Origin of the sequence: Brevibacterium sanguinis (genome assembly GCF_039528855.1) — a bacterium.
Taxonomy (GTDB): Bacteria; Actinomycetota; Actinomycetes; order Actinomycetales; family Brevibacteriaceae; genus Brevibacterium; species Brevibacterium sanguinis.
On record NZ_BAAAMB010000006.1, the window covers coordinates 284,180 to 309,673 of the forward strand.

Below are 25,494 nucleotides of genomic sequence, written 5' to 3' on the forward strand. Positions count from 1 at the left end.
TGATCGGTGTGGTGCTGCTCTTCGGTTGTGCAGTGCCGATTATGTACCATCGATACATAAAGCTATTGCAACAGTACACGATAAGATCGCGATGTGACAGAGGAGACTTCATCCGATACGCGGACCCGGCTGCTCAACGCCGCCGCGGACCTCATCGCGGCGGCGCCCGGCGAGGATTTCTCGCTGCGCGCGGTCTGTGACGCCGTCGGAGTGAAGATGCCGACGCTCTACCATTTCTTCGGCAGCAAACAGGGACTCATCGAGGCCGTCATCGACCGCGGCTTCGAGATGTATCTTGCGACGAAGTCCGCTTCCGAGCCCGCTGCCGCTGATCCCATTCAGGCGCTGCGGCAGGGCTGGGACGCCCATGTCGCCTTCGGTCTGGACAATCCCGGGTTCTACACCCTCATGTACGGCAAGGTCCGGCCCGGCTATTCACCCGAGGCACAGTCGAAGCCGAGTGAAATGCTCCGCGCGCTGGCGAAGCGGGCCGAGGACGAGGGTCGCCTCGTCGTCGGGTACGAGCAGGCCGCAGCACATGTCCTTGCGACGAACATCGGCGTGACCCTGCGTCTGATCATCCTCGGCCGCGACGACCCGAAGCTCTCCGCCGACGTGCGCGAAGGCGTGCTCGCGGCGATCACCGGTACGGGACCAGGTCCGCGCGACGACGAGACGGCTGATTGCCGACTCGGGCACACGGTCATCGAACGGGCGGCTGCACACCCCGAGATCCTCGGCGAGACCGAGACTCAGCTGCTCATCCAATGGATCGGCCGCCTCGGCGCGGGATGAGCACCGGGAATGCGGGATGATTCCCGGGGATCCGAAACGATTCCCGGGGTCCGAAAGTCAGGGCACCCTGTGCTCAGCGTCCTCGCGGCGAGTGTAATGTGGGTCACCAGGGCTGTTGCACGATCTCGCGGCGATGGCAGCACACCCTGCCGTGAGAGCAGGCCGCGGTGACGGTGACCGTCACGTCGAATCGATTGTGGGGGCCGTATGAACGACGCAGACGAGTCGGTCGAGACGATTCCGGTCGCCGAAGTGCCGCGCACCGTTCTCGTGCTCGGTGCCACCGGGTACATCGGCGGCCGCCTCGTCCCCCGCCTCCTCCAGGCCGGGCATTCGGTGCGCGTCGGGGTTCGTTCACCTCAGAAGCTCAAGGCCGTCCCATGGACCGATGACGTGGAGATCGTCACCGTCGATCTCGACGACGGAACCGGCCTCTCCGAGGCGGTCGCCGGGATCGATGTCATCGAATACCTCGTCCATTCGATGGGGTCCGGCCGGGACTTCGAGACGAAGGAAGCCGAAGCCGCCCGCCGCCTCGCCGATGCGGCTGCTGCGGCCCACGTCGACCGCATCGTCTACCTCGGCGGGCTTCATCCGGACTCCGACCACCTGTCCGTGCACATGCGCTCCCGGGCCAAGGTCGGTGAGATCTTCCTCGACTCCCCGACCGCCGCCATCGTCTTCCAGGCCGGGATCATCATCGGCTCCGGCTCGGCGTCGTTCGAGATGATCCGCCACCTCGCAGAGACGCTGCGGTGGATGCCTGCCCCGGACTGGGTGGCCAACAAGGTCGAACCGATCTCCGTGCGCGACGCCCTGTACTACCTCGTCGCCGCCGCCTCGGTGCCGGGGAACATCAACCGCACTCTCGACATCGGGTCCCGAGATGTCCTCACCTATGCCGAGGTGATGAAGGAGTTCGCCCGGATCGCAGGCCTGCCATCCCGCCACGTCATCGCCCTGCCGCTGCCGGCGGCGAAGCTCTCCGGGATCTGGGTGGGCCTGGTCACCCCGCTCCCCTTCAGCCTCACTCTCCCGCTCGTCCAATCCCTGCAGGAGGATGCGGTGACGGACGATCACGACATCGACGAGGTCATTCCACCCCCGACCTCGGGTCTGAAGACCTACGAAGAGGCGGTGCGCCTGGCCCTGCGTCGCGAGACCGAGGGCGCGGTCGATACCAACTGGGACGCGGATTCCGGGGTGCTCGAACAGGCCGCGAAACCTCTGCCCAACGATGCGCAGTGGGCGGGGCGGCGCCGGTTCGAAGACGACCGCACTCGACTCATGCCGGGCCTCGACGTCGCCGACGTGTGGGCGGTCATCGTCGGCATCGGCGGGGCCAATGGCTGGTACTCGTGGCCACTGGCGTGGAGGATCCGCGGAGTGTGGGACAAGGTGGTCGGCGGTGCCGGACTCAACCGGGGACGCCGGCTGCCCGACTCCCTGCGTCTGGGTGATCCGCTCGACTGGTGGCGGGTCGCGCTCATCGAACCCGAATCACGACTCGTCCTCTCCGCGGAGATGAAGGTGTCGGGCAACGCGTGGCTCGAATTCGCCGTCCGCCAGGAGGGAACGGCCACGCGCTACCGGCAGCGGGCGATCTTCATCCCCTCGGGTCTGCGCGGGCGCCTCTACTGGGTATTCGTCTCCCCCTTCCACCGGTTCATCTTCCCCGCCATGGCCAAGAACATCGAGAAGGCCGCCCGGGCCCGGCCGAAGTCGCACTGACTCCCGTCCCATCTCCCCTTTGCGAAAGGCCGCCTGTATGGACACGACGACGGCAACGGCTGACACCCGGGCGCGGGACCGGATCAGTGCGGCACTGAGCGAGTTCTTCACCGCCCGCACCGAGCGCGCCCGCCTCTACGGCGACGATTTCGCCTCTCTCTGGGAGGTCGCCCGCGACCGAGTGACCGGCGGCAAACTGGTCCGGCCCCTGCTCTTCCTCGACATGCTGGGCGCGTTCGCCCCGATGACCTGTGACCACCCGCAGATCGTCGAGGACCCCTTCACCCGTGTGGCCCTGGCAGAGACGGACGACCCCGTCACCGCCGAGGCGGCAACCGCGGTGGCGCTGGCCTGTGAGCTCCTCCACTACGCCCTGCTCCTCCACGACGACGTCATCGACGGCGACCGGCAGCGACGCGGCCGACCCAACCTCATCGGCGCTCTGCAGGCCGGCCGCGACGCCCCCGGCGCCGGGCACTGGGCGAGCACCGGGGCGATCCTCATGGGCGATATGCTTCTGGCCGCCGTCCACCACATCATCGGCACCCTCGAGGTGACCGGGGACAAGCGCTCAGCCCTGTTCTCCCTGCTCGACCATGCGCTCATCGAATCCTCGGCCGGGGAGTTCCTCGACGTCGGCCTCGCCGACGGGGTCATCCCCGCCGCCCCGGACACGGTGCTCGCGATGAGCTCGTTCAAGACCTCCGCCTACTCCTTCACCTTCCCCATCGTCGCCGCCGCCATCCTCACCGACCGTCCCCCGCTCCTCCAGACCCAGCTGCGCCCGATCGGCGCCCACCTGGGCTTGGGGTTCCAACTCCACGACGACCTGCTCTCGGCCTTCGGCACGCCTGAGTCCCACGGCAAGGACGCCTACTCCGACTTTCGGGAGGGCAAGATCACCGCGCTCGTCGCCCACGCCCAGGGCACCGAGGCGTGGGGGAGGGTTGCTGGGATCTTCGGGGACCCGCAGCTCACCCATGCCGGGGCCCGCGACATCCAACAGGCGCTCGCCGACTCCGGGGCCCTGGCCGAGGTCGAATCCCTCATCGCCGCCCAACGCCGCAGCTTCGCCGAGGCCATCGACTGCAGCGACCTGCCGGGCCACGCCACCGCCGTGCTCACTGACATCGCCGCCCGCCTGGACGGACGCACCGTATGACGGCGCTCGACACGTACACCCGTGCCTCCCAGCGGGCGGCGAAGGCCGTCATCGCCGGCTACTCGACGTCGTTCGGCACCGCGACGACCCTGCTCGGGCCCAGCCACCGCGCCCACATCCGCAACGTCTATGCGCTCGTTCGCATCGCCGATGAGATCGTCGACGGCCTGCCCGCCGAAGCGGGGCTGAGCCCCGAGGACGAGTCCGCGATGCTCGAGGGCTTCATCGCCGAGACCCACCGCGCCCTGGCCCGGGGGCTGAGCTCTGACCTCGTCATCCACGCCTTCGCCCACACCGCGCGGATCACCGGCATCGACCGCGACCTGGTCGACCCGTTCTTCGCCTCGATGCGCACGGATCTGCAGGCCAACGCGGACCGCTCGGTGCGGCGGTTCACCTGCCAGGAACATGCGGAGTACGTCTACGGATCCGCCGAGGTGGTCGGCCTGATGTGCCTGCGCGTCTTCCTCCACGACAACCCCCGCACCCCGGATCAGACGGTGCTGCTCGAACGCGGGGCCCGCAGCCTCGGTGCAGCGTTTCAGAACATCAACTTCCTCCGGGACCTCGCCGACGATCACGCCCGCTTGGGCCGCAGCTACCTGGCGTCCGACGGTGCACTCGACGCGGTCGGGCGCGATGAGTGGGTGGACACGATCCGCCGCCAACTCGCCGAGGCCAGGGAAGCGATCCCGCTCCTGCCGCTCGACGCCCGGGTGGCCGTCGACGCCGCCACCGCCCTGTTCACCGCGCTCAACGACGAGATCGCCGTGTCCCCGGTCGACCGACTCTACCGCGAGCGCGTGCGCATCTCCGACCCGGCCAAGGCCCGGCTGCTCGTCCGCTCGGCCCTGACAACCGTGGGCAAGGGGCGGCGACGATGAGGGTGAGCGCAGTGGCGCGCGGATCGCGTGTGCCCGCGGTGGGGCGTGTGCCCTCGCCGAGGTGGCTGCGGTGAGTCGGGTCAGCGTGATCGGGGCGGGCGTGGCCGGGTTGGCCACCGCGTGCCTGCTCGCCCGTGACGGTCACCAGGTCACGGTGTTGGAGAAGAACGCCGAAGTGGGCGGCCGGGTGGGTCGCATCGAACGCAGCGGGTTCCGCTTCGACACCGGACCGTCCTGGTATCTCATGCCCGAGGTCTTCGACCACTTCTTCGCCCTCATGGGCACGAGTGCCTCCGCCGAGCTCGACCTCACGCTTCTCGACCCGGCCTACACGGTCTTCACCGACCCGAGCGCTACCTCGGGCAGCGATCCGGTGACGATCCCGGCCGGACGGGAGCGGGTTCTCGACGTCCTCGAGTCGTTGGAGACTGGGGCGAGGCAGCGCCTGGAGGCCTATCTCGCCTCGGCCGCCGACGCGAAGACGATGGCGGAGCGGTTCTTCCTCTACAACCCGTTCACCGCGCCGAGCTCGGTCCTCGAACGGTCGGTCCTCATCGCGCTGCCGCGGCTCGTCCGCCTGCTCACCGAGAGCCTCGCCCACCGCGCCGAGGCGACTGTGGTCCATCCGCGGATCCGACAGATCCTGCAGTACCCGGCGATCTTCCTCGGCACCGATCCGCGGGCCGCACCGGCGATCTATCACCTCATGAGCACGCTCGACCTCGATGAAGGCGTGCAGTATCCGAAGGGCGGGTTCCGCACGATCATCGACGCGCTCGAGCGGTTGGCGCGGGCATCTGGGGTCGACATCCGCACCTCGGCGACGGTCGAATCGATCGATACGGATGCGGCCGGCGATGATTCGACCCGTCGCCGGGCTCGCCCCACGGTGACCGGCCTGACCTGGACAGACGCCGCCGGCAAGCGGCGCTCGGACGATGCGGACATCGTCGTCTCCGCCGCCGATCTCCACCACACGGAGACCGCCCTCCTCGCCGCGGACGAGCGCACTTACCCGGAACCGTGGTGGGACACGGTGACGAGCGGGCCGGGGGCGGTGCTCGTCCTCCTCGGCGTCGACGGGCAGCTGCCCGAGCTCGCTCACCATTCGCTGTTCTTCACCCCCGACTGGGAAGTCAACTTCGACGACATCTTCGGGTCCCGGCCGCGCCTGCCGCACCCGGCCTCGCTCTACGTGTGCCGGCCGTCCGCGACCGATGTCACCGTCGCACCCGACGGCCAGGAGAACCTCTTCGTCCTCGTTCCCGTTCCGGCCGATCCCGGGCTCGGCGAGGGTGGGCCTGAGGGCACCGGCGACCCGCTCATCGAGCGCACCGCCGATCGCGCGATCGACCAGATCGCTCGGTGGGCGGGCATCCCCGACCTGCGCGAGCGCATCGTGGTCCGCCACACGATCGGCCCGACGGATTTCGCCGCCGACTACAATTCGTGGCTCGGCGGCATGCTCGGACCCGCGCACACACTGCGGCAGAGCGCGATGTTCCGCCCCCAGAACCGGTCTCGCACCGTCGACGGACTCTACTACGCCGGCGGCACCACCGCGCCGGGTGTGGGGGTGCCGATGTGCTTGATCAGCGCCGAGGTGGTGCTCAAGCACATCCGCGGCGACCAGACCCCCGGGCCGCTGCCCGAGGAGTGAGCGCGCGAGCCATCGCCGCGTGCGGATCCGTCCCGCTGCCGAAGGAGTGAGTCAGCGCGCAGGTACTCCTCGACGGCCGCAGGTCAGCCCTCCCGGCAGCTGGGGAACTCCAATTGCCCGAGAACGTCGGCGAAGCGTGTCCCGTCGAGGCGGTTGCCGCCTGGCTCCTCCCCGGTCTCCGGCGATCCGCTCATCGAGTCGTCTCGTTCTTCATCCTGTCGTAGGCGGCCAATGCTGCCTCCCGGGATTCCTTGAGGTCGACGATCGGCGAGAGATCCGCCCCCGCCTCGGCGCTGGGATCATCCTTCCGCGGGTCCCCGCCGGGCCCGCGGCCGAGCCACTGGGCGACGTACTCACCGTGGGGGTCGAAGCGCTCGGCCTGGCGTTCGGGATTGAAGATGCGGAAGTACGGGGCGGCGTCGGCCCCGCACCCGGCGACCCACTGCCAGGACACCGGATTGTTCGCCTCATCCGCGTCGACGAGCGTGTCCCAGAACCACTGCTCCCCGTCCCACCAGGGCTGGAGCAGGTTCTTCGTGAGCAGGCTGGCGGTGACCATGCGCACCCGGTTGTGCATCCAGCCCATCTGCCACAGCTGCGCCACCCCCGCATCGACGAGGTCGATCCCCGTCGTCCCCGCCTGCCAATGGTCCAGCGCCTCCGGATCGTCCTCGTAGGGGAAGCGCGCGAACTCCTCGCGGATCGGCTCGGTCGCGATGTTCCGGTGATGGTAGGCCAGATGCCAGGAGAACTCGCGCCAGTAGAGCTGCCGGATCCAGGCCTGCTTGTCCGCCTCGGCGACCGAGGCCGATTCCGCGGCGTGGAGCAGCTGTCGCGGCGAGAGCTCCCCGTGCCGCAGCCGTGGCGACATGCGCGACGTGCTGTCGGGATCGCCCGGGACGTCGTGGGCGGAGGTGTAGCCGTCGATGCCTCGACTCAGCTCGCCGAGGTGGTCCTCCGCCGCCCGACATCCCGGGGCGTGCGGCCCGGTCCAGTGCTCGGCGATCGTGCCCTGCCACCACTGCGGCGTCCGGGCGGCGGCGAACTCCCCGGTCCCGGTGTCCGTGCCGTCGAGGAGGCCGAGGCCGTCGAGGTCGGTGACCGCCTGGCGTTTCCTCGCGGGGTCGAGGCGGGCGGCGGAGAATCCCTGCTGCTTCTCCGGGGCGGGGAGGACGTCGTCGATGTGGCGGTCGCGCACGGCCTTCCAGTACGGGGTGAAGACCTTGTAGTGGTCGCTGCTCTCCGGGGCGATGGTCCACGGTTCGACGAGGAGGGCCCCGGGATGGGAGTGGACGCTCAGACCGTGGTCGTCGAGGTCGGCCTTGATCCGGGCGTCGAGGTCGCGGGAGGCCGGGGCATAGCGGCGTGACCAGCGCACGGCGTCGACCTCGAGGTCGGCGGCCATCCGCGGCAGGATGGTCGCGGCCTCACCGGCGGCGAAGAGCAGCGGGATGCCGAGGGCCTCGAGCTCTGCTTCCAGGACGGCCAGTGATTCGTGGGCCCACCAGCGCGCGGCCCCGCCGAGCGGCCGAGGTCCGAGCCCGTCGGCGTCCCGCTTCTCCCGGATCCAGACCCCGATCACCCGGCCGTCCGAGCGGGCGGCGGACAGCGCCTCGTGGTCGCCGACCCGCAGGTCGTCGCGGAACCACACGAGCGTGACATGGTCGGAGGCTGCTGTCATCGGCCGGTCCCTTCAGTGGGGGTGGGGGTGTGCGCGGCGAGGCCCGTGACAGGCGCGGTCGCTCGCCGCGGCGGCGCGCCGTCGCGGTGGTCGGTGCGGTGCGGTTGTGGTGGGTTTGCCTGCGGGGTCGCGGGCCGAGGTGCTGGCGGGGTGGCGCGCAGTTTCCCGAGCAGACCACGGCGCAGCAGGCCTTTCGTCGGTGGCGACCAGATGTCGGTCCCGGCTGTCCGCCAGCCGGCGAGCAGATGGTTCGCAGCGAGATAGCCGGTTGTTGTCGCGCGTTCCATGAGCGCGACCGGCGTCTCACAGCGCACCCAGTCGCCGGCGAGCACGAGACCGGGCAGCGGTGTGACGACGCCGGGGCGCTCACCCCACGGCCGGATGTCGACGAGCCCGCAGTCGTCGTCGATGAGCAGCTCCTGGGCGAGGATCGGCAGGTGCGCGGTCTCCGGGTAGATCTCGTGGAGGTCGGCGAGGAGTCGCTCGCCGAGGCGGTGTTCGTCCTCGGTGTCGTCGGCGGAGAGGGCGTAGGCGTGGAGTTCGACGACGGATCCGCCGTGCTCCCTCGCCCAGTCGGCGGCCCCGGCTTCGAAGCGGTCGAGCACGGAGACGTTGTCAAGGAGGGCGAACCCGCTGGTGCCGAGGAAGGCCGGACGCGTCGGATCGACCGCCTTGGCGAACCAGAGCCGGAGCACCGCGAATGCCGGAGCGTTGCGTTCGGCCGCGACCCGGGAGAACCAGGCGGAGCGAGACGCAGCGGAGGCCGACTCGGCGTCGGCGCTGATGCCAGCCGCCGCCTCGGCGGTGGCGATGAGCGCCCGTGCGCTCGCCGGATCCGCGGCGAGGACGACGGCATCGGAGACCAGTTCGTCGCCGTCCTCGGCCCTCACCGTCCACCCGTCGCCGTCCGGTCGCAGCGCCGTCGCTCTGCACCCGGTCACGATGCGCACGCCCAGTCCGCGCAGGTACTGACCGAGCGGCGCCCACAGGGCGGTGTCGTAGTCGTCGTCGGGCACATCGAAGAGCAGGCCCTCGGCCGAGCCGGCGAAGTACGTGTGGAACATCGCGACCAGCTCGCCGGCGGAGAAGTCCTCAGGGTCGGCGAAGAACGAGCGGGCGAAGACCTCGAGGGCCAGGTGCCTGGCCTCGGTGGGGAAGCGCAGTCGGTCGAGGAACGCCGCCGCCGACTCGCCGTCGTAGCGGTGGAAGGAGGCGGGGAAGTCGACGTCGATGAGCTCGCATGCGCTCGTGACGTCGATCTCACCCAGCGCAGTCAGCGGGAAGGTCGGGCTGGTGAGGACGAACCCGGCGAGGTTGAACGGCGGGGTGCGGGGGATGCCGGCGAAGGAGTCGGTGGCACCGCTTCGGCGGGTGAGCGGATAGTCCGCGATCGGGCGCAGTCGGGACAGCTCCGGGGCGGTGCGGCTGAGCAGGTCGCGCAGGTTGTAGTACTGGCGGAAGAACGCGTGGAATCCGCGGCTCATCGTCCGCCCGTCCTCGAGCGGCCAGGCGCTGACTCGACCACCGAGGCGCTGGCAGGCCTCGAGGAGCGTCACCGTGACACCGCGTTCGGCAAGGATCGTCGCGGCCGCGAGCCCCGCGATGCCCCCGCCGATGACGGTGACCGACTTCGGGCGCAGCACCCGAGCCCGACCGGGTGGGGCGGGCACGAACTCGGCACGGGGATCGCTCGGGATCACGGGGTCGCCTCGGCGTCGTCATTCGACGGTCTGCGGTCGAGCCTGCGCTGCCAGAGCATGAGGACTGCGGTGATCATCGCGAACCCGAACCCGAAGTCCTCGATCGGGATGTCGAAGGGAAAGCGGATGCCTGAGAACATCTCCGGGTTGTAGATGACGATCGGGTTCGACAGCTTCGTCAGCCACCCGTCGACGAGGCACTGGAAGGCCAGGCAGATCGCGAGTGCCCCCCAATACCGTCCGCGACGGAAGATGCCTGAGCGGACGATGAAGAGTTCGAGGACGATGACGACGATCATGCCGAGACCGGTCATCACCGTGTATTCGGGGATCACGACTCGTCCCCTTTCGGTCGGCGGTCTGCGCGGTTCGCTCGGCGCTGCACGGCGGTGGTCCCCGCTGCGGCGTCGGTTGTGCCCGCGACCGCGTCCGCCGAGGTGGTGCCCGGGTCGCGCGTGGGAGTGCCCGCGCCACCCCGCCGCCGTGCGACGACGTCGATGACGGTGCCCACGGCTTCGTAGCTGAGCAGCGCGCAGAACGGGATGACGACGAAGAAGACGAGCTCCTCCAGCGGCAGGGTGCCGAACTCGATGCCGGTGACGAACCGCGGGTTGTACGTCCAGTGGTCGCGGGCGATAGCGACGACGTCCCAGATCGCGAAGACGATGACGACCGGGATGAGCGCAGCGAGAAGCACCCGCCACCGGCGGTAGACGCGGGCGGCGAAGACGAATTCGAGCGGCAGGGTGATGAGAACACATGCGCCCATGAGCGCGAGGTACTCCCAGGGGCCGGCCATCAGTGCCTCCGCGGACGGGCGGGGACGGAGAAGCCGAGCTCGAGTCCGCGGAGATGACAGCCGGCGATGACGGAGTCGTGGCCGACGGTGGGTGCGGTGAGCAGTCTCGGCTCGCAGGCCAGGAGCCGGTGGAGGAGGGCATCGGTCTCGATGAGCGCGAGCGGCTGCCCCGGGCAGCGGTGTGCTCCGTCGCTGAAGCTCAGGCCTGCCGACAGCGGGACGCTGGGGGCGCGCTCGTCAGCGGTGCCCGGCCGGGAGACGTGCCGGCGCTGGGTGCGGAAAGGACAGACCGTCTCGGCGTCGGGACCGAACGTCGAGGAATCGACATTGGCCTGTGTCACGTCGATGTCGATGAGATCGCCGGCCGGAATCGTCGTCGCGTGGCCGTCGACGTCAAGCGTGAGGTCGTCGGTAACGCGCCGGAAGAGATGACCGACGATGGGGTCGAGTCGGATGAGCTCTGCGAGCAGGGCGAGCCGGGTCGCACGGTCAGCGGGGAGATAGCGCTGTCGCAGGTCGTCGTCGGTGAGCAGCCGCCACGCGGCGACAGTGATGAACTCCCTGGTCGTCACCATCCCTGCGGTGCCGTAGGTGACGCATTCGACGAGGATGTCGGCCGTGCTGCTGCCGGAGTCGAGGAGGTGGGAGATGATGTCGTCGCGGTGGTCGCGGCGATGCGCACGGATGGCGGGAAGGACATCGGCGACGAAGAACTTCGTCAACGGAAGGAGTCCGTTGATCGCGGCCTGGAGCCACTGGCGGTTGGTTCGGCCCCAGTTCGGCGCGGACAGGTCGACCGGCGGCTGGCGGAAGAAGGCGACGAGGCGGCCTGCCAGCGCCTCCACCGGTGCCTCGGTGAGTCCGACGATCCGGGCGGTGACGTCGACCGTGTAATGCAGTGCGGCGCGATCGAGCCGGCAGCGTCCGGTGACGACTGCGTCATCGACGATGGCTTGGGCGCAGGCGTCGATGTCAGCCGCATACCGATCGTCGATGACGGCGGGGGCGAAGAAGCGAGCAAGCTCGCGACGCTGGGCGTCATGAGCAGGACCGTCGGCGATGAGGATCGGGCGGTGGGTGAACCAGCCCTGCGGGATCCGCTCGGCGGTGAACCCCGCTTGGGTCGTGGCGTGGCGAGCGCGCAGGATCGCTCTGGCCGCGTCGTAGGACCGGATGCGCCAGTAGCCTGGGGTGCCTGGATGATGGTCGATCGCGGCAGCGCTCATACTCGCAGCTTCCCCGCGATCTCGCCGCTCAGCTGCTCGACCATCCACGGGCTGAAGGCGAATGGAGTCGCAGCAACGGCGGCACGCAGGTCGGCCAGCGATGTCCAGTGGCAGTCGGCCACCTCGGCGGGGGAGGGGCGCAGCGGTGCGGCGATCCGGGCGACGTAGACGGGGCACGCCTCGTTTTCGACGACGCCGCCGGCATCGACGGCGCGGTAGCGGAAGTCGCGGTCGACGAGGCGAAGGGCGGTGACGGCCGTGCCGAGTTCCTGGTCCGCCCGGCGGGCGATCGCGTCCTCGATGCTCTCGTCCGGGCCGGGATGCCCGCAGAAGCTGTTCGTCCATACCCCCGGCCATGTGGCTTTCGACAGTGCTCGACGGGTGAGGAGGATGCGGTCGTCATCGTCGATCAGATAGCACGAGAACGCGAGGTGAAGCGGCGTCTCCGTCGTATGAACCTCGGACTTGAGCATCGTCCCGGCAGGGTGCCCTGCCTCATCGAGGAGGACGACCCGTTCGGCAGCGGTGGTGGGATGAGCCATCTGTCATCTGCTCCTTCGAACACAGGCCGGTTTGCTCCAATGCTACCGGTGCGGCGGTCGTGTCGGTGCCTGCCAGTAGACTGTGGTGGTAACGACTCCCCTTCTTTCACTTGAGGTGACATCAACTCATGCCAGCAATCGTTGTCGTCGGCGCTCAGTGGGGCGACGAAGGTAAGGGCAAGACCACCGACATCCTCGGCACCAGCGTCGACTACGTCGTCAAGCCCAACGGTGGGAACAACGCAGGTCACACGGTTGTCGTCGGCGGTGAGAAGTACGAGCTCAAGCTGCTGCCGGCGGGAATCCTCTCGCCGAACGTCACCCCGGTCATCGGCAACGGCGTCGTCGTCAACCTCGAGGCCCTCTTCGAGGAGATCGACGCCCTCGAGTCCCGTGGAGCCGACACCTCGAAGCTGCGGATCTCGGCGAACGCGCACGTCGTCGCGCCCTACCATCAGACGCTTGACAAGGTGACCGAGCGGTTCCTCGGCAAGCGGGCGATCGGGACGACCGGGCGCGGCATCGGACCGGCGTACATGGACAAGATCGGGCGGCTCGGCATCCGCATCCAGGACATCTTCGACGAGTCGATCCTGCGGCAGAAGATCGAGGGGTCGCTGCACCAGAAGAACGAGCTCCTCGTCAAGGTCTACAACCGTCGCGCCGTGAGCGTCGACGAGGTCGTCGACTACTTCCTGCCGTTCGTCGAGCGGCTGCGCCCCTACGTCGCCGAGACCGAGCTCATGCTCAACGACGCCCTCGACCGCGACGAGGTCATCGTCATGGAGGGCGGACAGGCGACGATGCTCGACGTCGACCACGGCACGTACCCGTTCGTCACCTCGTCGAACCCGACCGCGGGAGGATCGTGCGTGGGCTCGGGCATCGGGCCGACCCGCATCAACCGCGTCGTCGGCATCGTCAAGGCCTACACGACGCGGGTGGGCGCCGGACCGTTCCCCACCGAGCTCTTCGATGAGATGGGGGAGTACCTGCAGAAGGCCGGCGGCGAGTTCGGCGTCAACACCGGACGCCCCCGCCGCTGCGGCTGGTACGACGCGGTCATCGCGCGCTACTCCGCGCGGGTCAACGGCTTCACCGACTACGTGCTGACGAAGCTCGACGTCCTCACCGGCATCGAGCAGATCCCCGTCGCCGTCGCCTACGACGTCGACGGTGAGCGCTTCGACGAGATGCCGATGACGCAGACCGACTTCCACCACGCCACCCCGATCTACGAGTACTTCGACGGCTGGACCGAGGACATCTCGACGGCACGGACCTTCGAGGACCTGCCGATCAACGCGCAGAAGTACGTCCTCGCGCTCGAGGAGATGTCCGGATCGCGGATCTCCGTCATCGGCGTCGGCCCCGACCGCGAACAGTCGATCGTCCGCCACGACCTGCTCGACTGACGGTCGTGTTCGGGGATATGCCCTCCCCGGCCGACGCTGATGTGCAGAGCAGAGACCTGCCCGACTGACCTTCACGTGCAGAGCGGTCAGCTGCACGCGAGCCGTCTGCAGAGTGCGCAGCGGTCTGTTCGTTCAGCGTGGTCTGCTCGCTCAACACTGAGCGTGATTGTCACCGCCTCGGCGGCTGCGCGGCCCTTCGCTCAACAGTTGGCGGGAAAAAGTCGTCTTCGGTGTCGACATTTTCACGCCAACTGTTGATTGAGCCGAGCCGCGGGCCCCTTCCAGCGACCAGCGCCACCGGGAATCATTCGGTTTTTAACAACAAGTGCCATCGCGGCTCTCATCAGGCATACTTGAGGCCAAAGTTGTTGAAGGTGATACGTTTGCCTCCCGCGCGAACGCCGCCGACCTCATCCCCCTAGGAGGACGCAATGGCCAAGACCCAACCGGAGCCGGTTCGCGATCCGGACATCGATCACCTGCTCACCCCGAGCAACTGCGCCATCGCGCTCATCGACTACCAGCCCGGCCAGTTCGCGACCGTGAGCTCGACGTCGAAGGACGAGATCATCCTCGGCGTCGTCACCCTCGCCAAGCTCGCCCGGGCCTACGAGATCCCCACCGTGCTCTCGACCGTCGGCGTCGACCTCGGCGTCAACACCGGCACGATCACTGAGATCACCGACGAGCTGCCCGGAGTCGAGGAGATCGACCGCACGGGCGTCAACTCGTGGGAGGACGCGGACTTCCGCGCCGCGATCGAAGCGACGGGCCGCCGGAAGATCGTCATCGCCGGGCTGTGGACCGAGGTCTGCCTCGCGTTCCCCACCCTCGACCTCCTCGAGGAGGGCTACGACGTCTACCCCGTCATCGACGCAGTCGGCGGTGTCTCGACGGTCACTCACGACCAGGCGATCAACCGCATGGTCTCGGCCGGGGCCCACCCGATCACGTCCCTGGCCTTCGGCGCCGAGCTCATGCGCAACTGGGCGCGCCCGGACTCCGACCTCTACCGCACGATCATCAACGACTACTTCGCCCGCAAACGGGCGATCGGCGACGCGACCGGGGACGTCTTCAGCAGCTGAGGCACCACCTCGGCGCCGGACCGACCACCCGGTCACGGTCGGTGCCACCGCACCACAGCACCACCGCACCACCGCACCACCGCACCACCGCACCACCGCACCACCCACAACTGAACACTCCGGAGCTCGCGCAGCAGCTCCGGGGACGAGCACGAGGAGACACCACCTCATGACCGAGGACGCGCAGCCGGCGCCCGACGCGCAGGCCGAATCCCCGCAGCAGACCGCGTCTGGGGCGCGGGTGGCCCTCGTCACCGGCGCGACCGGAGCGATCGGCGCCGCCGTCAGCCGCACCCTCGCCGAGCAGGGCATCCGGGTGGCCATGCTCGCCCGCAACCGCCGCCGCCTCGAGCGCCTCGCACAGCAGATCGACCGACCCGACCAGACGCTCGTCGTCCGCGCCGACGTCACCGAGCCCTTCGACCTCGTCGAGGCCAGGGACGCGATCCGTGACCGCTTCGGCACCGACCCCGACCTCGTCATGGTCAGCGCCGGGGTGATGCGGGCGGCGAACTTCGAACAGTCCGTGCCCTCGGAGTGGAAGGCGATGATCTCGACGAACGTCGAAGGCGCCCTCTACACCGCGCAGACCTTCGCCGAAGGCCTGCTGAAGATCGGTGAGACGAGTCGCCCGGCCGACCTCATCTTCGTCGGCTCCGCCCCCGCCCAGCAGCGGACGAAGTCGTACGCGGTGTTCTCGGCGATGGCCGCCTCGGTCGAACAGCTCGCCAAGCACCTGCGCGCCGAATACGGCGATCGCGGAGTCCGCGTCCACCACATCGCCCCGTTCTACGTCACCTCCGAACTCGGAGCCGACATGAGCGACACCGAGCACTACCGGCGGTTCCAGGAACGCGCCGACGAATTCGAATCCATCGACCCCGACCGTGTCGCGAGGCTCGTCTGCTTCATGACGCAGATGCCGGCGCGCGCCAACCTCGCCGCCGCGACGGTCCGACCGGTGAGGAGCTGACATGGCCAATCGCCTGACCGCGGGGCTCACCGCGTTCTTCCGCACGGAGAGCGCCGGCGCCGTCGTTCTGCTCGCCGCCACCGCCATCGCCCTCCTGTGGGCCAACCTGTCCCCGGACAGCTACAACGCCGTCATCCACACGGAGTTCGGGCTCGTCGCCGGCACCGCCGAACTCGAGATGTCCCTTCAGCACTGGATCAACGACGCAGTGATGATGCTGTTCTTCTTCCTCGTCACCCTCGAGGTGAAGAAGGACGTCGTCCTCGGCGAACTGCGCTCGTGGAAGCGCGCGGCACTGCCGATCGTCGGTGCCGTCGCCGGACTCGTCGTTCCCGCGCTCATCTTCGTCGCCATCACCCGGGGCACCCCCGAGGTGGGGGCCTGGGGTGTCGTCATCTCCACCGACACCGCGTTCGTCGTCGGCATCCTCGCCGCGTTCGGCTCCCCCGCATCCCCGCGCAGCTGCGCGTCTTCATCCTCGCCCTCGCCGTCGTCGATGACATCGGGGCACTCGCCGTCATCGCCTTCTTCTACACCGAGGACATCAACCTCCTCTGGCTCGGGATCGCCGCGGCCCTGGCCGCCGTCACCTGGTTCGTCCAGAAGATGCAGGCGTGGCGCGGCCTCGTCTACGCCATCCTCGGCGTCTTCCTCTGGTTCGCCGTCCTCCAGTCCGGAGTCCACGCGACGATCGCCGGTGTCATCCTCGGCCTGCTCCTGCCGGTGTTCCCGCCGAAGCATCAGCTCGTCGACGAGGCGGAGGATCTCACGGCGAGCTTCCGCCGCAGCCCGAACGCCGAACGCGGCATGTCCGCGGCTGAGGGCATCCTTCGCTCGGTGTCGATCAACGACCGCTTCCAGCTCTCCCTGCGCCGCGTCGTCAGCCTCGTCATCGTCCCCGTCTTCGCGCTCGTCAACGCCGGTGTCCTCATCACGAGCGAGTCCCTGTCCCACGCCTTCGGTTCGGCCCTGACGTGGGGTGTCATCGCCGGCCTCGTCGTCGGCAAGTTCGTCGGCATCTTCGGGGCGACGATGCTCGGACGCCGTCTGCACATCGGCGAGCTCTCCGAGGCCCTGCGAGCCCGACACATCGCGTCGGGTGCCATGCTCACCGGCATCGGCTTCACGATCTCTCTCTTCATCGTCGACCTCGCGATCACCGACCCGGTCGCCCAGTCCGATGCGCGCATCGGCATCCTTACCGGGTCCGGTCTGGCCGCGCTCATCGGCGTCGTCAGCCTCCAGCTCACCGCCCGCTACGACCGCCAGCACGCCCCCGCGAGAGTGCAGCTCAACCGGCCGATCGACCTGTCCCGCGACCACATCTTCGGTCCCCCCGATGCGAAGAACTCGCTCACCGTCTACGGGTCGTTCGGCGGACTCGACGATGCCAACACCGAGGAGATCCTCGACCAGGTCATCGACCACTACGAAGGCGACCTCGCGTTCGTCTTCCGCCACATCCGCCCGACCGCCGACGGCGCACCCGAGCAGACGGGCGAAGCGCTCGAAGCTGTGGCATCCCAGCAGAAGAAGCTGTTCTGGCCGATGCGCCACGAACTCAACGAGATCAGTGAGGACCGCAGCTTGGACAACCGCGAACTCCTGCGCGCCAGCGTCAACGTCGGCGCCAACCTCAACCGCGTCGAGGACGACCTGCGTCGCGACGTCCATGTCTCCCGCGTCGACGAGGACTTCCTCGATGCGGAGAACATGGGCCTCCACTCCGGTCCCGTCCTCTTCGTCAACGGCCTCCTCTACGACGGGGACATGGAGCCGAATTCGATCATCGCCGACATCGACGCGACGAGTGCCGCCGAACCCGACGTCAGCGCCCGCCCCGATCACACGCTGACCTCCGACTGCGCCGTCCAGATCGGCCAGGCGCCGCGCGCGACCGCGGGAGGTCAGCGATGAGTGGGCCCCACGTCATCTCCGGCGGGGCCAACGGCATCGGGCTGCTCACCGCGCAGCGCCTGCTTGCCGCCGGTGAGTCCGTCGTCATCATCGACCGCGATGAGCTCCCCGCCGAGCTGGTCGACCAGCCGAATGTCACGTTCTTCCAGCAGGATGTCTGTGATCTCGTCGCGATGGCCGAGCTCGGCGTTGAGATCCGCGACCGCTGGCCGCAGTGCACCTCGGTGATCGCGAGCGCGGGCATCAACTACGTCGGGCCGTTCGCGGAGCTGCCGTTCTTGCAGTGGAACGAGGTGCTGACAACGAACGTCGTCGGTGCCCTTCACCTCATCCATGAGGTCCTGCCCTCCCTCCTTGGCACAGCCGAGGCGGGGGAGCGGGCCGACGTCATCACCATCGGGTCGATCGCCGACCAGAGCTACTTCCACGACGCCGCCGTCTACGGCGTGGCCTCGGCGGCACTGAAGACCTTCGCCGCTCAGCTGCGCATCGAACTGCGCGAGCGGGGAGTACGGGTGTCGAACATCGCGCCCGGTTATATCAGGTCGACGTTCGCCGAACGCCTCGAGGGCCTCGCCCACGAATACGACTGGCTCGGCGAGGGTCTGCTCACCTCCGACGACGTCGCTGACGTCATCGGGTTCGTCCTCAATCAGCCCGTCGGGGTCGCCCTCGGAGACCTCGACGTCGTCGCGACGAAGCAGGGGTGGGCATGAAACCCCATCCTCTGGAGGAGTGGTCGTCATGACCCTCGAGGACCTCTCGCGGCTGCAGTTCGCGCTCACCGCGATGTTCCACATCATGTTCCCTGCGATGACGGTGGGGCTGTCGGTGTTCCTCACCGTCGTCTACGGCATGTACTGGAAGACGAAGAAACCCGTCTTCCTCCAGATGTTCCGGTTCTGGCGGCGCATCTTCGGGGTCGGATTCGCCCTCGGCGTCGTCGCCGGTGCCGTCCTCACCTTCGAGTTCGGACTCAACTGGGGCGTCTTCGCCCGCGAGACCGGACCGATCATCGGCCCGATCATCGCGATGGAGGTCGTCACCGCGTTCTTCGTCGAAGCCGGGTTCATCGGGGTCCTCCTCTACGGCGACGGCCGGGTCAAGGAGCGGACGATGTTCATCGCCTGCCTCCTCGTCGCCATCGGCACCCTGCTCTCGACGACGTGGATCCTCGTCGCGAACTCGTGGATGCAGACGCCGGCCGGGTTCGAGCGCGCCCCCGACGGGACGTTCTTGCCGACGAACTGGTGGGAGATCATCTTCAACCCGTCGTTCCCGCTGCGCTTCACGCACATGTTCTTAGCGGTCCTCATCTCCGCCTCGGTCGTCATCGCCGGCATCGCCGCGTGGTACCTCATCAAGGGCCGGTCGCTCGCGTTCGCGAAGCGCTCGTTCTCGATCTCCCTCGGCGTCCTCGCAGTCCTCCTGCCCATCCAGATCTCCGTCGGCGACGACGTCGCCCTCGAGGTCGTCGTCGAACACCAGCTGCCGAAGTTCGCCGCGATCGAAGGGCACTGGCAGACGAACAGCTCCGGCTACTACCTCTTCATCGTCACCGATCAGCCGAACCAGGAGAACGCCGCGTCCGTCGAGGTGCCGCTGCTCGGGTCGTTCATCGGGCAGGATCTCTCCGGGCAGCTGCAGACCCCGGGGGTCTCCGACGTCGAACCTGACCCGGCCGAGCAGCCGCCGGTGTGGATGGTCTTCTGGGGCTTCCGGATCATGTTCTACGGCTCGATCATCCTCTTCGCCATCGCGATGTCGAGTGTCGTGCTGCGTCTGCGCGGCCGCCTCTACGACTCCCCGCGCTTCCACCGCGTGTGCCTGTGGGCGGCTCCCGTGGGGATCCTCGCGATCCTCGGCGGCTGGGTGACCGCGGAGACCGGCCGCCAGCCGTGGGTTGTCTACGGACACCTGCGCACCGAGGATGCCGTGTCCGATCTGGCGCCGGCCCACCTCGTGTTCTCCGTCATCGGCTTCATCGTCGTCTACGCGATCATGCTCGCCGCCTACATCGGCTACATCGTCTGGGCCGTCAAACGCGGTCCCGAGCACGACCTGCCCGGGGCCGAGACCCACGACGACCTCGACGACGACCTCGAATTCGCAAGCGTCGATGCCGGCCGGGCCCCCGCCGGCAAGGGCGGCGACGCCTCTCACGCGGGTGAGAGCCCGCCGGGGGACGAGCGCGGGGACCGCCTCGGCGAGGAGGGGAGGCCATCATGATGCAGGAGATCTGGCTCATCGTCCCCGTCCTCTGCCTCGTCATGTACATCATCCTCGACGGGTACGACCTCGGGGTGGGGATCCTCCTCCTCGGCGAACGGGATCGCCGCCGGCGCCGCGAGGGCGTCGAGGTCGTCGCGCAGACGTGGGACATCAACGAGTCGTGGCTCATCCTCCTCGGCGTCTCACTGTGGGCGGGCTTCCCCGCGGTCTACGGGGCAGCGCTGCCGCACGTCTACATCCCCGTCATCGTCATGCTGCTGTGCCTCATCGTCCGCGGCTTCGCGACCGAGCTCATCTCCCATCGCCACGACACCCGTGAGGCGTGGGTGCGGGCCTTCAGCCTCGGGTCGCTCGGGGCCGCGATCGCCCAGGGATTCGCCTTGGCGGGTCTGACCAGGCAGATCACGGTCGATTCGAACGGGGACTTCGTCGGTGAGCCGGGAATCTGGGATGCCGCCTCGGTGGGGATGACCCTGCTCATCGTCATCGGCACCGTCGTCGTCTACATGACGCTCGGGGCCGCGTTCCTCCGCCGCAAGGTCGACTCCCCGCTCGCCGTGGCCGCGGGACGAACGCTGCTCATCGGCGCCGTCGTCGTCCTCGCACTCATCGTCGGGTTCCTCGGCACGACCGATGTGCCGCTGACCTGGAGCGGCGCTCAGGGAATCCTCGTCGGCGTCCTGCTCCTCGTCGCCCTCGTCAGCGCGGTGCTCGCGTGGCGCACGCTCGCCCCCGATGCTCCGCCTCACAGCGCGTACCGGTGGACGGCGCTGCTCGTCGTCGCGTGCCTGCTCGCGGTCGTCGTCGGACGCTATCCCGTCATCCTCGCCTCCGACCTCACCGTCGCCGAGGCGGGCGCCCCCGACATCACGATGATCGTCCTGCTCATCGGGGTGGGGATCAACATCTTCCTCATCTCCTTCTACACGATCTTCGCCCACCGCGTGTTCTCCGGTCCGCTCGACGCGGGAGCGGGCAACGATGGGGGATTCACTCACAACGGTGGACTCCGCCCCGACGGAGGTTCGGACTCCGACGTGGGACCGGATTCCGACGGAGGTTCGGATTCCGACGGGGGATCGGCAGCGGATCGAAAGGCGGCCCAGTCATGAGCGAGAAGCGCAACGACGTCCCGGGCCGCGTCCCGCACGACAGCCAGCCGCACGACAGTGCTGCGGGCGGTGCCCCCCGCGACGGTCGGCCGGGCGGTCGCGAGTCGGGCGGTCGTGCCCGCGTCGTCCTCCGGCGCATCGGGCTCTTCCTGCTCGGCATCATCCTCTACACGATCAGCATGAACATGTACTCGGGCTATCCGTCGATCGGATCGCAGTGGATCAACCGCGCGGCGATCCTCGCGATCGTCGTCTTCGCCGCGGTCGTCTTCATCCGCGACGAACGCCGCCGCGCCCGCGAGGACGAGGACGACCCGCACGCCGATGTCGGCTGACACGGCCGCCGCCTCGGCGAGTGCCGACTCCTCAGGGTCGGGCGACCTGATCTCGAGCGGCTCGCTGACGGGCACTTCCGCGTCGACGGGGCCGACCTCGGCGGCCGGGGGTCCCGCTCCGGGGCAGGCCGCGTCCGCGGTCGGCACCGACACCGCCGTCGCCTGGATCAATGCGCACGCCGGTCCCGGACGTGTCCTCTTCCGCGTATCGGCCCTCGCCGAGGTGGCCGCGACGTGTGCGCTCATCGCCGGATGGGCGCTGCTCGGGGCCGGCATCTCCGCGTGGATGGCATCGGGTTCGGGTGCCGCGGGGACGGAAGTTTTCGGGAGCGGGCCGGGTGCGGCGCTGTGGTTCTTCGTCGGCGCCGCGATCGCGGCGCCGGTGCGGCTCGTCCTCCGGGTTCTCGCTGCCCGCTTCGCCGCGGCCGGCCGGGACCGGGTGAGCGCGGCGATCCGCACGCAGCTCGTACCCGACCTTCTCGCAGTGTCCGGGACGACGAGCGCGAGTGATGCCGCCGACGCCCTCATCGATGATGCGCCCGTGGTCGCGAGATACCTCGCCGGATCGCGGCCGCTGCGGATCGCGGCGGCTCCGTCGACCCTGCTCATCCTCGCCGCGGTGGCCGTCGTCCACTGGCCGGTTGCGGTGCTCCTCGCGCTGTGCACCGCCCTGCTGCCCCTCAATCTGCGACTGGCGGGACAGGCCACGCTCACGGCGGGGGAACGGCAGCTCGCCGCGTCGCGCCGGCTCTCTGCGGTCGTCACCGAGAGCGTGCGGGGCCTGCCGACGCTGGTGAGTCTGCGCGCGCGCGAGCGGCGGCGCGACGTGCTCGGCCGGGCGTCGACGAGGCTGGAGAAGTCGACGCTGCGAGTGCTCACCTTTGCGTTCCTCTCCGGTGCGGTGATGGACGTCGCGGTGACGTTCGCGATCGCCGTGTCCGCGACGTACACGGGGCTCGTGCTCCTCGGGTTCCTCACCCTGCCGGGGGCACCGGCACTCGGACTCGGTGGGGCGCTCTTCGTGCTCCTCCTCTGCCCCGCCTACTTCGCTCCCGCACAGCGCGCGGCCCGCGGCTTCCACGACCGCGACGACGCCCTCGTCGCCACCCGCGCCATCCTCACGGCCAGCGCGGGGCCAGAGCGCGAGGCGGGTCTCGGCCCGGGGCGAACGGCATCTCGTGGCCGGGGCCCCACCGCCGAACAGGGCGCGGGCCGCACTGCGGGAGGAGAACCGGAGCGCGAGACGGGTCGCGAACCGGGCTCGACCGGTGGCGGTGCCGAGACGGCGCCAGAGGGCACGGAAGCAGTCTCCGTGGGCACGGACGTGGTCGACGCCCCGGCAACCGGCACCGCTGCGACCGGCACGAATCCCCTCACTGGGCCTGTGCCAGCAGCCCACCTGCGCGGTCCGCACCTCGAGCTCGACCACCTCGGCGTCGGAGTCGGATCCTCTCCCATCCTCACCGACATCACGATGACCCTCCCCGCGGGGGAGTGGACGGCGATCAGCGGGCCGTCGGGGTCGGGGAAGACGACGCTGCTCCAGGTCATCGCCGGTCGTCGGGTGCCGACGACGGGCACGATCCGCCGCAGCGGCGGACCCGGCGGACCCGGCGCGTCCGGGGAGTCGATCGCGCACGGGTGGCTCGGCTCGGACACCGTCATCCTCGGCACGACGTTCGCGGAGAACATCAGCCTCGGCGATGAGTCGATCACCGCCGCCGACGTCCGCGCCGCCGCCCACACCGCGGGCCTCGACGAGGTGCTCGCGAGCCTGCCCGACGGCATCGACACCGCGCTGGGCACCCTGGGTCGACAGCTGTCGGCGGGGGAGCGGCGCCGCGTCGCGATCGCCCGCCTCGTCGCCGCCGACCGGAGCCTCTGGATCCTCGACGAACCCACGGCCCACCTCGATCGGGCCACCGAAGCCGCGATCCTCCGCACCCTGCGCGCGGCGAGCACCGGTCGCACCGTCGTCATCGCGACGCACTCACCGGCCGTCATCGCCGTCGCCGACCACACCCACGAGCTGCGTGCCGGCTCGCTCACCAGCGGCGCCGCCGCCGACCTCACCGGGGGCGACGCATGAGCGCGCGCCGCCGTCTCCACCTCCTCCCGCTCGTCGTCGCGGTCATCGCGGAACTGTGCTCGCTCGCGCTGCTCGCGGTCTCTGGCTGGTACCTGGCCTCGTGCGCGCTGGCCGGCCTCGGACTCCTCGCGACCTTCTCCTACCCGACCCCGAGCGGCATCGTGAGGATGCTCGCCCTCGGCCGGATCGGGGCGGGGTACGGGCAGAACGTCCTCCTCCATCGGTCGGCGCTCGCCGACACGACCCGGGCCCGACTCGCGGTCTTCGACGACCTCGCCGCCACCGGCTCGGCCCCGGCCGACGACCGCGCAGTCGACCGACTGCTCACGGACGCCGCCGTCGAGGGCGAGCGGGTGCTGCGGGTGACCGCGCCGCTCGTCGTGACGATCTCCGCCGTCGTCACCGCGATCATCGTCGCCGCCGCAACGTTCCCCCTTGTCACCGCGCCGCTGCTGGTCGGAGCAGCGATCATGTTCGTCCTCGCGCTCGCACCGGCTCCCACGGATGACGGGCACGGTCGCCTCCGTGCCGAGGTGCTCGCGAGCATGGACGCCGCCCCCGAACTCGAGTCCCTCGGCGGAACTCCGCTGCTGCGGGCGCGCGTGCTCACGCAGCTCGACACCCTCACCGCCGCCGACCGCCGCCTCGAGGAGAAGCAGTCGCGGCGCCAGATCGTCGCCGCGCTCGCCGCCGGCCTCGCGTTCGGTGCGGTCCTCCTCGTGTGCGCCCTCGCGGCCGGGATGGTCGAGTCCGCTCTCCTGCCGATACCGCTCTTCGTCATGGTCGTCCTGCTCGCGTTCGGGGTCCTCGAACGCACTTTCGCCCTCGGTGAGATCGTGCCCCACCTGCAGAGACTGCGGAGCATCCGGGCACGCCGAGGCAGCGGCGGGTCTCCCGGGCACGTGTCCTCGATGGCGGTCGGCCTCGCCGAATCGGGCGCGCTCACTCTCGGTGGCGCTGTCGGCGGCGCGTCGCCGACAGGTGGTGACATCGTCATGCCCGCGGGAGCGACGGCAGCGATCATCGGCCCCTCGGGGACCGGGAAGTCGACCCTCCTCGCGCAGATCGCCGAGGCTGTCCGCGGCACTGCTGCTCCTACGGCCGACCCGCGTGGGACGTCAGCCGAGACTCGCACGGTCGCGGTCGTCACCGACGACGAGTTCCTCTTCACCGGCACTGTCGCCGGCAACCTCCGCCTCGGCGAGCCGGACCAGGCGCCGCTGAGTGCCGAGGACATCCGCGCGGTTCTCGAGGAGCTCGATCTCAGCGCCGATATCGGTGCTGAGACCCGCACGGGGATCGGTGGGCGGGCACTCTCACGCGGTGAGACCCGGCGCCTCGTCATCGCCCGGGCCGTGCTCTCCGCGCCCGACGTCCTCCTTGTCGACGAACCGGACCTCGGCCTCGATCCGCATACCTTCGCGACGGTGCTCGCGTTCGTCCGGACGCGCCTGCCGGAGGCGACGATCGTCTATGCCGCCCACAGCGCGCCACCCGGTATGGAGGTCACCGTCGACCTCGGTGCCGTGACGGATGAGGTGCGGCGCCGCTGACGCTCGTCGGTCGAGCTGCACCGCTGGTGACTTCGTGACGCCGCGTCCCGCTCCTAGAGGCCGAGGCGGGCGAGGACGTTCTTCACGTGGAGGAGCGCCTCCTCCTCGGAGAGGCCGAAGTTCTGGTTGAGGTACATCCCGTCGCCGATGAGCTGGATCGTCATCGCCAGGTGCGGATCGCCGAGGTGGTCGTTGAGCACCGCGAACCACTGCTCCCGGGTGTCCTTGAGGGCGATGCGGGCCTCCTCGTACTCCTGCGCGAGGCGACTGGCGGCGATGAGGCTGCGGTCGAGGGGAGTCCCGACCTCGGCGGAGGTCTCGAGGTAGTAGATGTGGGGTCCCTGGTCCGATGACCGCATCGTCTCGATGTCGGCATCGACATTGGCTCGCAATCGCTCGAGGCTGCCCTCGACGAGTTTCGCCTTCGACCCGAAGTGATAGAGCAGGCCGCCCTTGGACACTCCCGCCTCGGCGGCGACGGCGTCGAGCGTCGCACCCGCCGTGCCGTGCGCATCGAGCAGGGAGTCGAAGGCGTCGAGGAGCCTCTCTCGGGTGTCGGAGGAATTGCGTGCCATGCGCACGAGCCTAGCGGACGGGAGG

The 25,494-nt window shown here is 69.3% G+C and carries 22 protein-coding genes and 1 pseudogene; 16 read left to right on the forward strand and 7 right to left on the reverse strand.

Going from position 1 to position 25,494, the window contains the following annotated elements; translation table 11 throughout:
• The first annotated feature begins 93 nt into the window (after positions 1 to 93).
• From ABD154_RS08030 to crtI, 5 genes are all read left to right on the forward strand, one after another.
• Positions 94 to 795, forward strand: a complete 702-nt coding sequence (locus ABD154_RS08030; protein WP_198500462.1) for a TetR/AcrR family transcriptional regulator — start codon at positions 94 to 96, stop codon at positions 793 to 795.
• 207 nt (positions 796 to 1,002) lie between these two features.
• Positions 1,003 to 2,526, forward strand: a complete 1,524-nt coding sequence (locus ABD154_RS08035) for an SDR family oxidoreductase (RefSeq protein WP_198500463.1) — start codon at positions 1,003 to 1,005, stop codon at positions 2,524 to 2,526.
• Between the two features lie 37 nt (positions 2,527 to 2,563).
• On the forward strand, positions 2,564 to 3,688 hold the full coding sequence (locus ABD154_RS08040) for a polyprenyl synthetase family protein (protein WP_198500464.1): 1,125 nt from the start codon (positions 2,564 to 2,566) through the stop codon (positions 3,686 to 3,688).
• Entirely contained in the window at positions 3,685 to 4,572 is an 888-nt protein-coding gene (locus tag ABD154_RS08045) for a phytoene/squalene synthase family protein (protein WP_198500465.1), read from the forward strand. Before ABD154_RS08040 ends, ABD154_RS08045 begins: the two co-directional genes overlap by 4 nt.
• A gap of 70 nt (positions 4,573 to 4,642) precedes the next feature.
• Positions 4,643 to 6,232 (forward strand): phytoene desaturase family protein, encoded by a 1,590-nt coding sequence (crtI, locus tag ABD154_RS08050; protein WP_198500466.1) that lies wholly within the window; start codon positions 4,643 to 4,645, stop codon positions 6,230 to 6,232.
• A 190-nt stretch (positions 6,233 to 6,422) separates the two neighbouring features.
• On the opposite strand, the gene ABD154_RS08055 is transcribed toward crtI, so the two are convergent.
• From ABD154_RS08055 to idi, 6 genes are read right to left on the reverse strand one after another with little or no spacing between them, the layout of a single operon-like run.
• A complete protein-coding gene (locus ABD154_RS08055; protein ID WP_198500467.1) occupies positions 6,423 to 7,913 on the reverse strand; it encodes a cryptochrome/photolyase family protein in 1,491 nt (496 codons plus the stop codon).
• Positions 7,910 to 9,613, reverse strand: a complete 1,704-nt coding sequence (locus ABD154_RS08060) for an FAD-dependent oxidoreductase (protein ID WP_198500468.1) — start codon at positions 9,611 to 9,613, stop codon at positions 7,910 to 7,912. The genes ABD154_RS08055 and ABD154_RS08060 overlap by 4 nt, the downstream gene beginning before the upstream one ends.
• Entirely contained in the window at positions 9,610 to 9,948 is a 339-nt protein-coding gene (locus ABD154_RS08065) for a lycopene cyclase domain-containing protein (RefSeq protein ID WP_198500469.1), read from the reverse strand. The genes ABD154_RS08060 and ABD154_RS08065 overlap by 4 nt, the downstream gene beginning before the upstream one ends.
• Positions 9,945 to 10,412, reverse strand: a complete 468-nt coding sequence (locus ABD154_RS08070) for a lycopene cyclase domain-containing protein (RefSeq protein ID WP_198500470.1) — start codon at positions 10,410 to 10,412, stop codon at positions 9,945 to 9,947. The genes ABD154_RS08065 and ABD154_RS08070 overlap by 4 nt, the downstream gene beginning before the upstream one ends.
• A complete protein-coding gene (locus tag ABD154_RS08075) occupies positions 10,412 to 11,638 on the reverse strand; it encodes a cytochrome P450 (RefSeq protein ID WP_198500471.1) in 1,227 nt (408 codons plus the stop codon). The genes ABD154_RS08070 and ABD154_RS08075 overlap by 1 nt, the downstream gene beginning before the upstream one ends.
• Positions 11,635 to 12,180 carry an isopentenyl-diphosphate Delta-isomerase gene (idi, locus tag ABD154_RS08080; protein WP_198500472.1) on the reverse strand — a complete coding sequence of 182 codons (546 nt, stop codon included), beginning with the start codon at positions 12,178 to 12,180 and terminating at the stop codon, positions 11,635 to 11,637. Before idi ends, ABD154_RS08075 begins: the two co-directional genes overlap by 4 nt.
• Before the next feature lie 128 nt (positions 12,181 to 12,308).
• Here idi and ABD154_RS08085 point away from each other — a divergent pair, with 128 nt between their 5' ends.
• From ABD154_RS08085 to ABD154_RS08135, 11 genes and pseudogenes are all read left to right on the forward strand, one after another.
• Positions 12,309 to 13,595, forward strand: a complete 1,287-nt coding sequence (locus ABD154_RS08085; RefSeq protein ID WP_137824795.1) for an adenylosuccinate synthase — start codon at positions 12,309 to 12,311, stop codon at positions 13,593 to 13,595.
• A gap of 431 nt (positions 13,596 to 14,026) precedes the next feature.
• Positions 14,027 to 14,683 carry a hydrolase gene (locus tag ABD154_RS08090; protein ID WP_198500473.1) on the forward strand — a complete coding sequence of 219 codons (657 nt, stop codon included), beginning with the start codon at positions 14,027 to 14,029 and terminating at the stop codon, positions 14,681 to 14,683.
• Between the two features lie 169 nt (positions 14,684 to 14,852).
• A complete protein-coding gene (locus tag ABD154_RS08095) occupies positions 14,853 to 15,656 on the forward strand; it encodes an SDR family oxidoreductase (RefSeq protein ID WP_137824797.1) in 804 nt (267 codons plus the stop codon).
• A 1-nt stretch (position 15,657) separates the two neighbouring features.
• A pseudogene (locus ABD154_RS08100) lies at positions 15,658 to 16,038 on the forward strand (Na+/H+ antiporter NhaA); the annotation flags it as partial.
• Entirely contained in the window at positions 15,936 to 17,573 is a 1,638-nt protein-coding gene (locus ABD154_RS08105; protein ID WP_269780032.1) for a Na+/H+ antiporter NhaA, read from the forward strand. The pseudogene ABD154_RS08100 and the gene ABD154_RS08105, both read left to right, overlap by 103 nt.
• Positions 17,570 to 18,289 carry an SDR family oxidoreductase gene (locus tag ABD154_RS08110; RefSeq protein ID WP_198500474.1) on the forward strand — a complete coding sequence of 240 codons (720 nt, stop codon included), beginning with the start codon at positions 17,570 to 17,572 and terminating at the stop codon, positions 18,287 to 18,289. The genes ABD154_RS08105 and ABD154_RS08110 overlap by 4 nt, the downstream gene beginning before the upstream one ends.
• A 28-nt stretch (positions 18,290 to 18,317) precedes the next feature.
• Positions 18,318 to 19,802 (forward strand): cytochrome ubiquinol oxidase subunit I, encoded by a 1,485-nt coding sequence (locus ABD154_RS08115; RefSeq protein WP_198500475.1) that lies wholly within the window; start codon positions 18,318 to 18,320, stop codon positions 19,800 to 19,802.
• The gene (locus ABD154_RS08120; RefSeq protein WP_198500476.1) at positions 19,799 to 20,917 is read left to right on the forward strand and encodes a cytochrome d ubiquinol oxidase subunit II; all 1,119 of its coding nucleotides are present in this window, start codon (positions 19,799 to 19,801) and stop codon (positions 20,915 to 20,917) included. Before ABD154_RS08115 ends, ABD154_RS08120 begins: the two co-directional genes overlap by 4 nt.
• Positions 20,914 to 21,252 (forward strand): hypothetical protein, encoded by a 339-nt coding sequence (locus tag ABD154_RS08125; protein ID WP_198500477.1) that lies wholly within the window; start codon positions 20,914 to 20,916, stop codon positions 21,250 to 21,252. The genes ABD154_RS08120 and ABD154_RS08125 overlap by 4 nt, the downstream gene beginning before the upstream one ends.
• On the forward strand, positions 21,242 to 23,341 hold the full coding sequence (locus ABD154_RS08130) for an ATP-binding cassette domain-containing protein (protein ID WP_198500478.1): 2,100 nt from the start codon (positions 21,242 to 21,244) through the stop codon (positions 23,339 to 23,341). Before ABD154_RS08125 ends, ABD154_RS08130 begins: the two co-directional genes overlap by 11 nt.
• Positions 23,338 to 24,894, forward strand: a complete 1,557-nt coding sequence (locus ABD154_RS08135; RefSeq protein ID WP_198500479.1) for an ATP-binding cassette domain-containing protein — start codon at positions 23,338 to 23,340, stop codon at positions 24,892 to 24,894. Before ABD154_RS08130 ends, ABD154_RS08135 begins: the two co-directional genes overlap by 4 nt.
• Before the next feature lie 53 nt (positions 24,895 to 24,947).
• On the opposite strand, the gene ABD154_RS08140 is transcribed toward ABD154_RS08135, so the two are convergent.
• On the reverse strand, positions 24,948 to 25,469 hold the full coding sequence (locus tag ABD154_RS08140) for a TetR/AcrR family transcriptional regulator (protein ID WP_198500480.1): 522 nt from the start codon (positions 25,467 to 25,469) through the stop codon (positions 24,948 to 24,950).
• Positions 25,470 to 25,494: the final 25 nt, after the last annotated feature.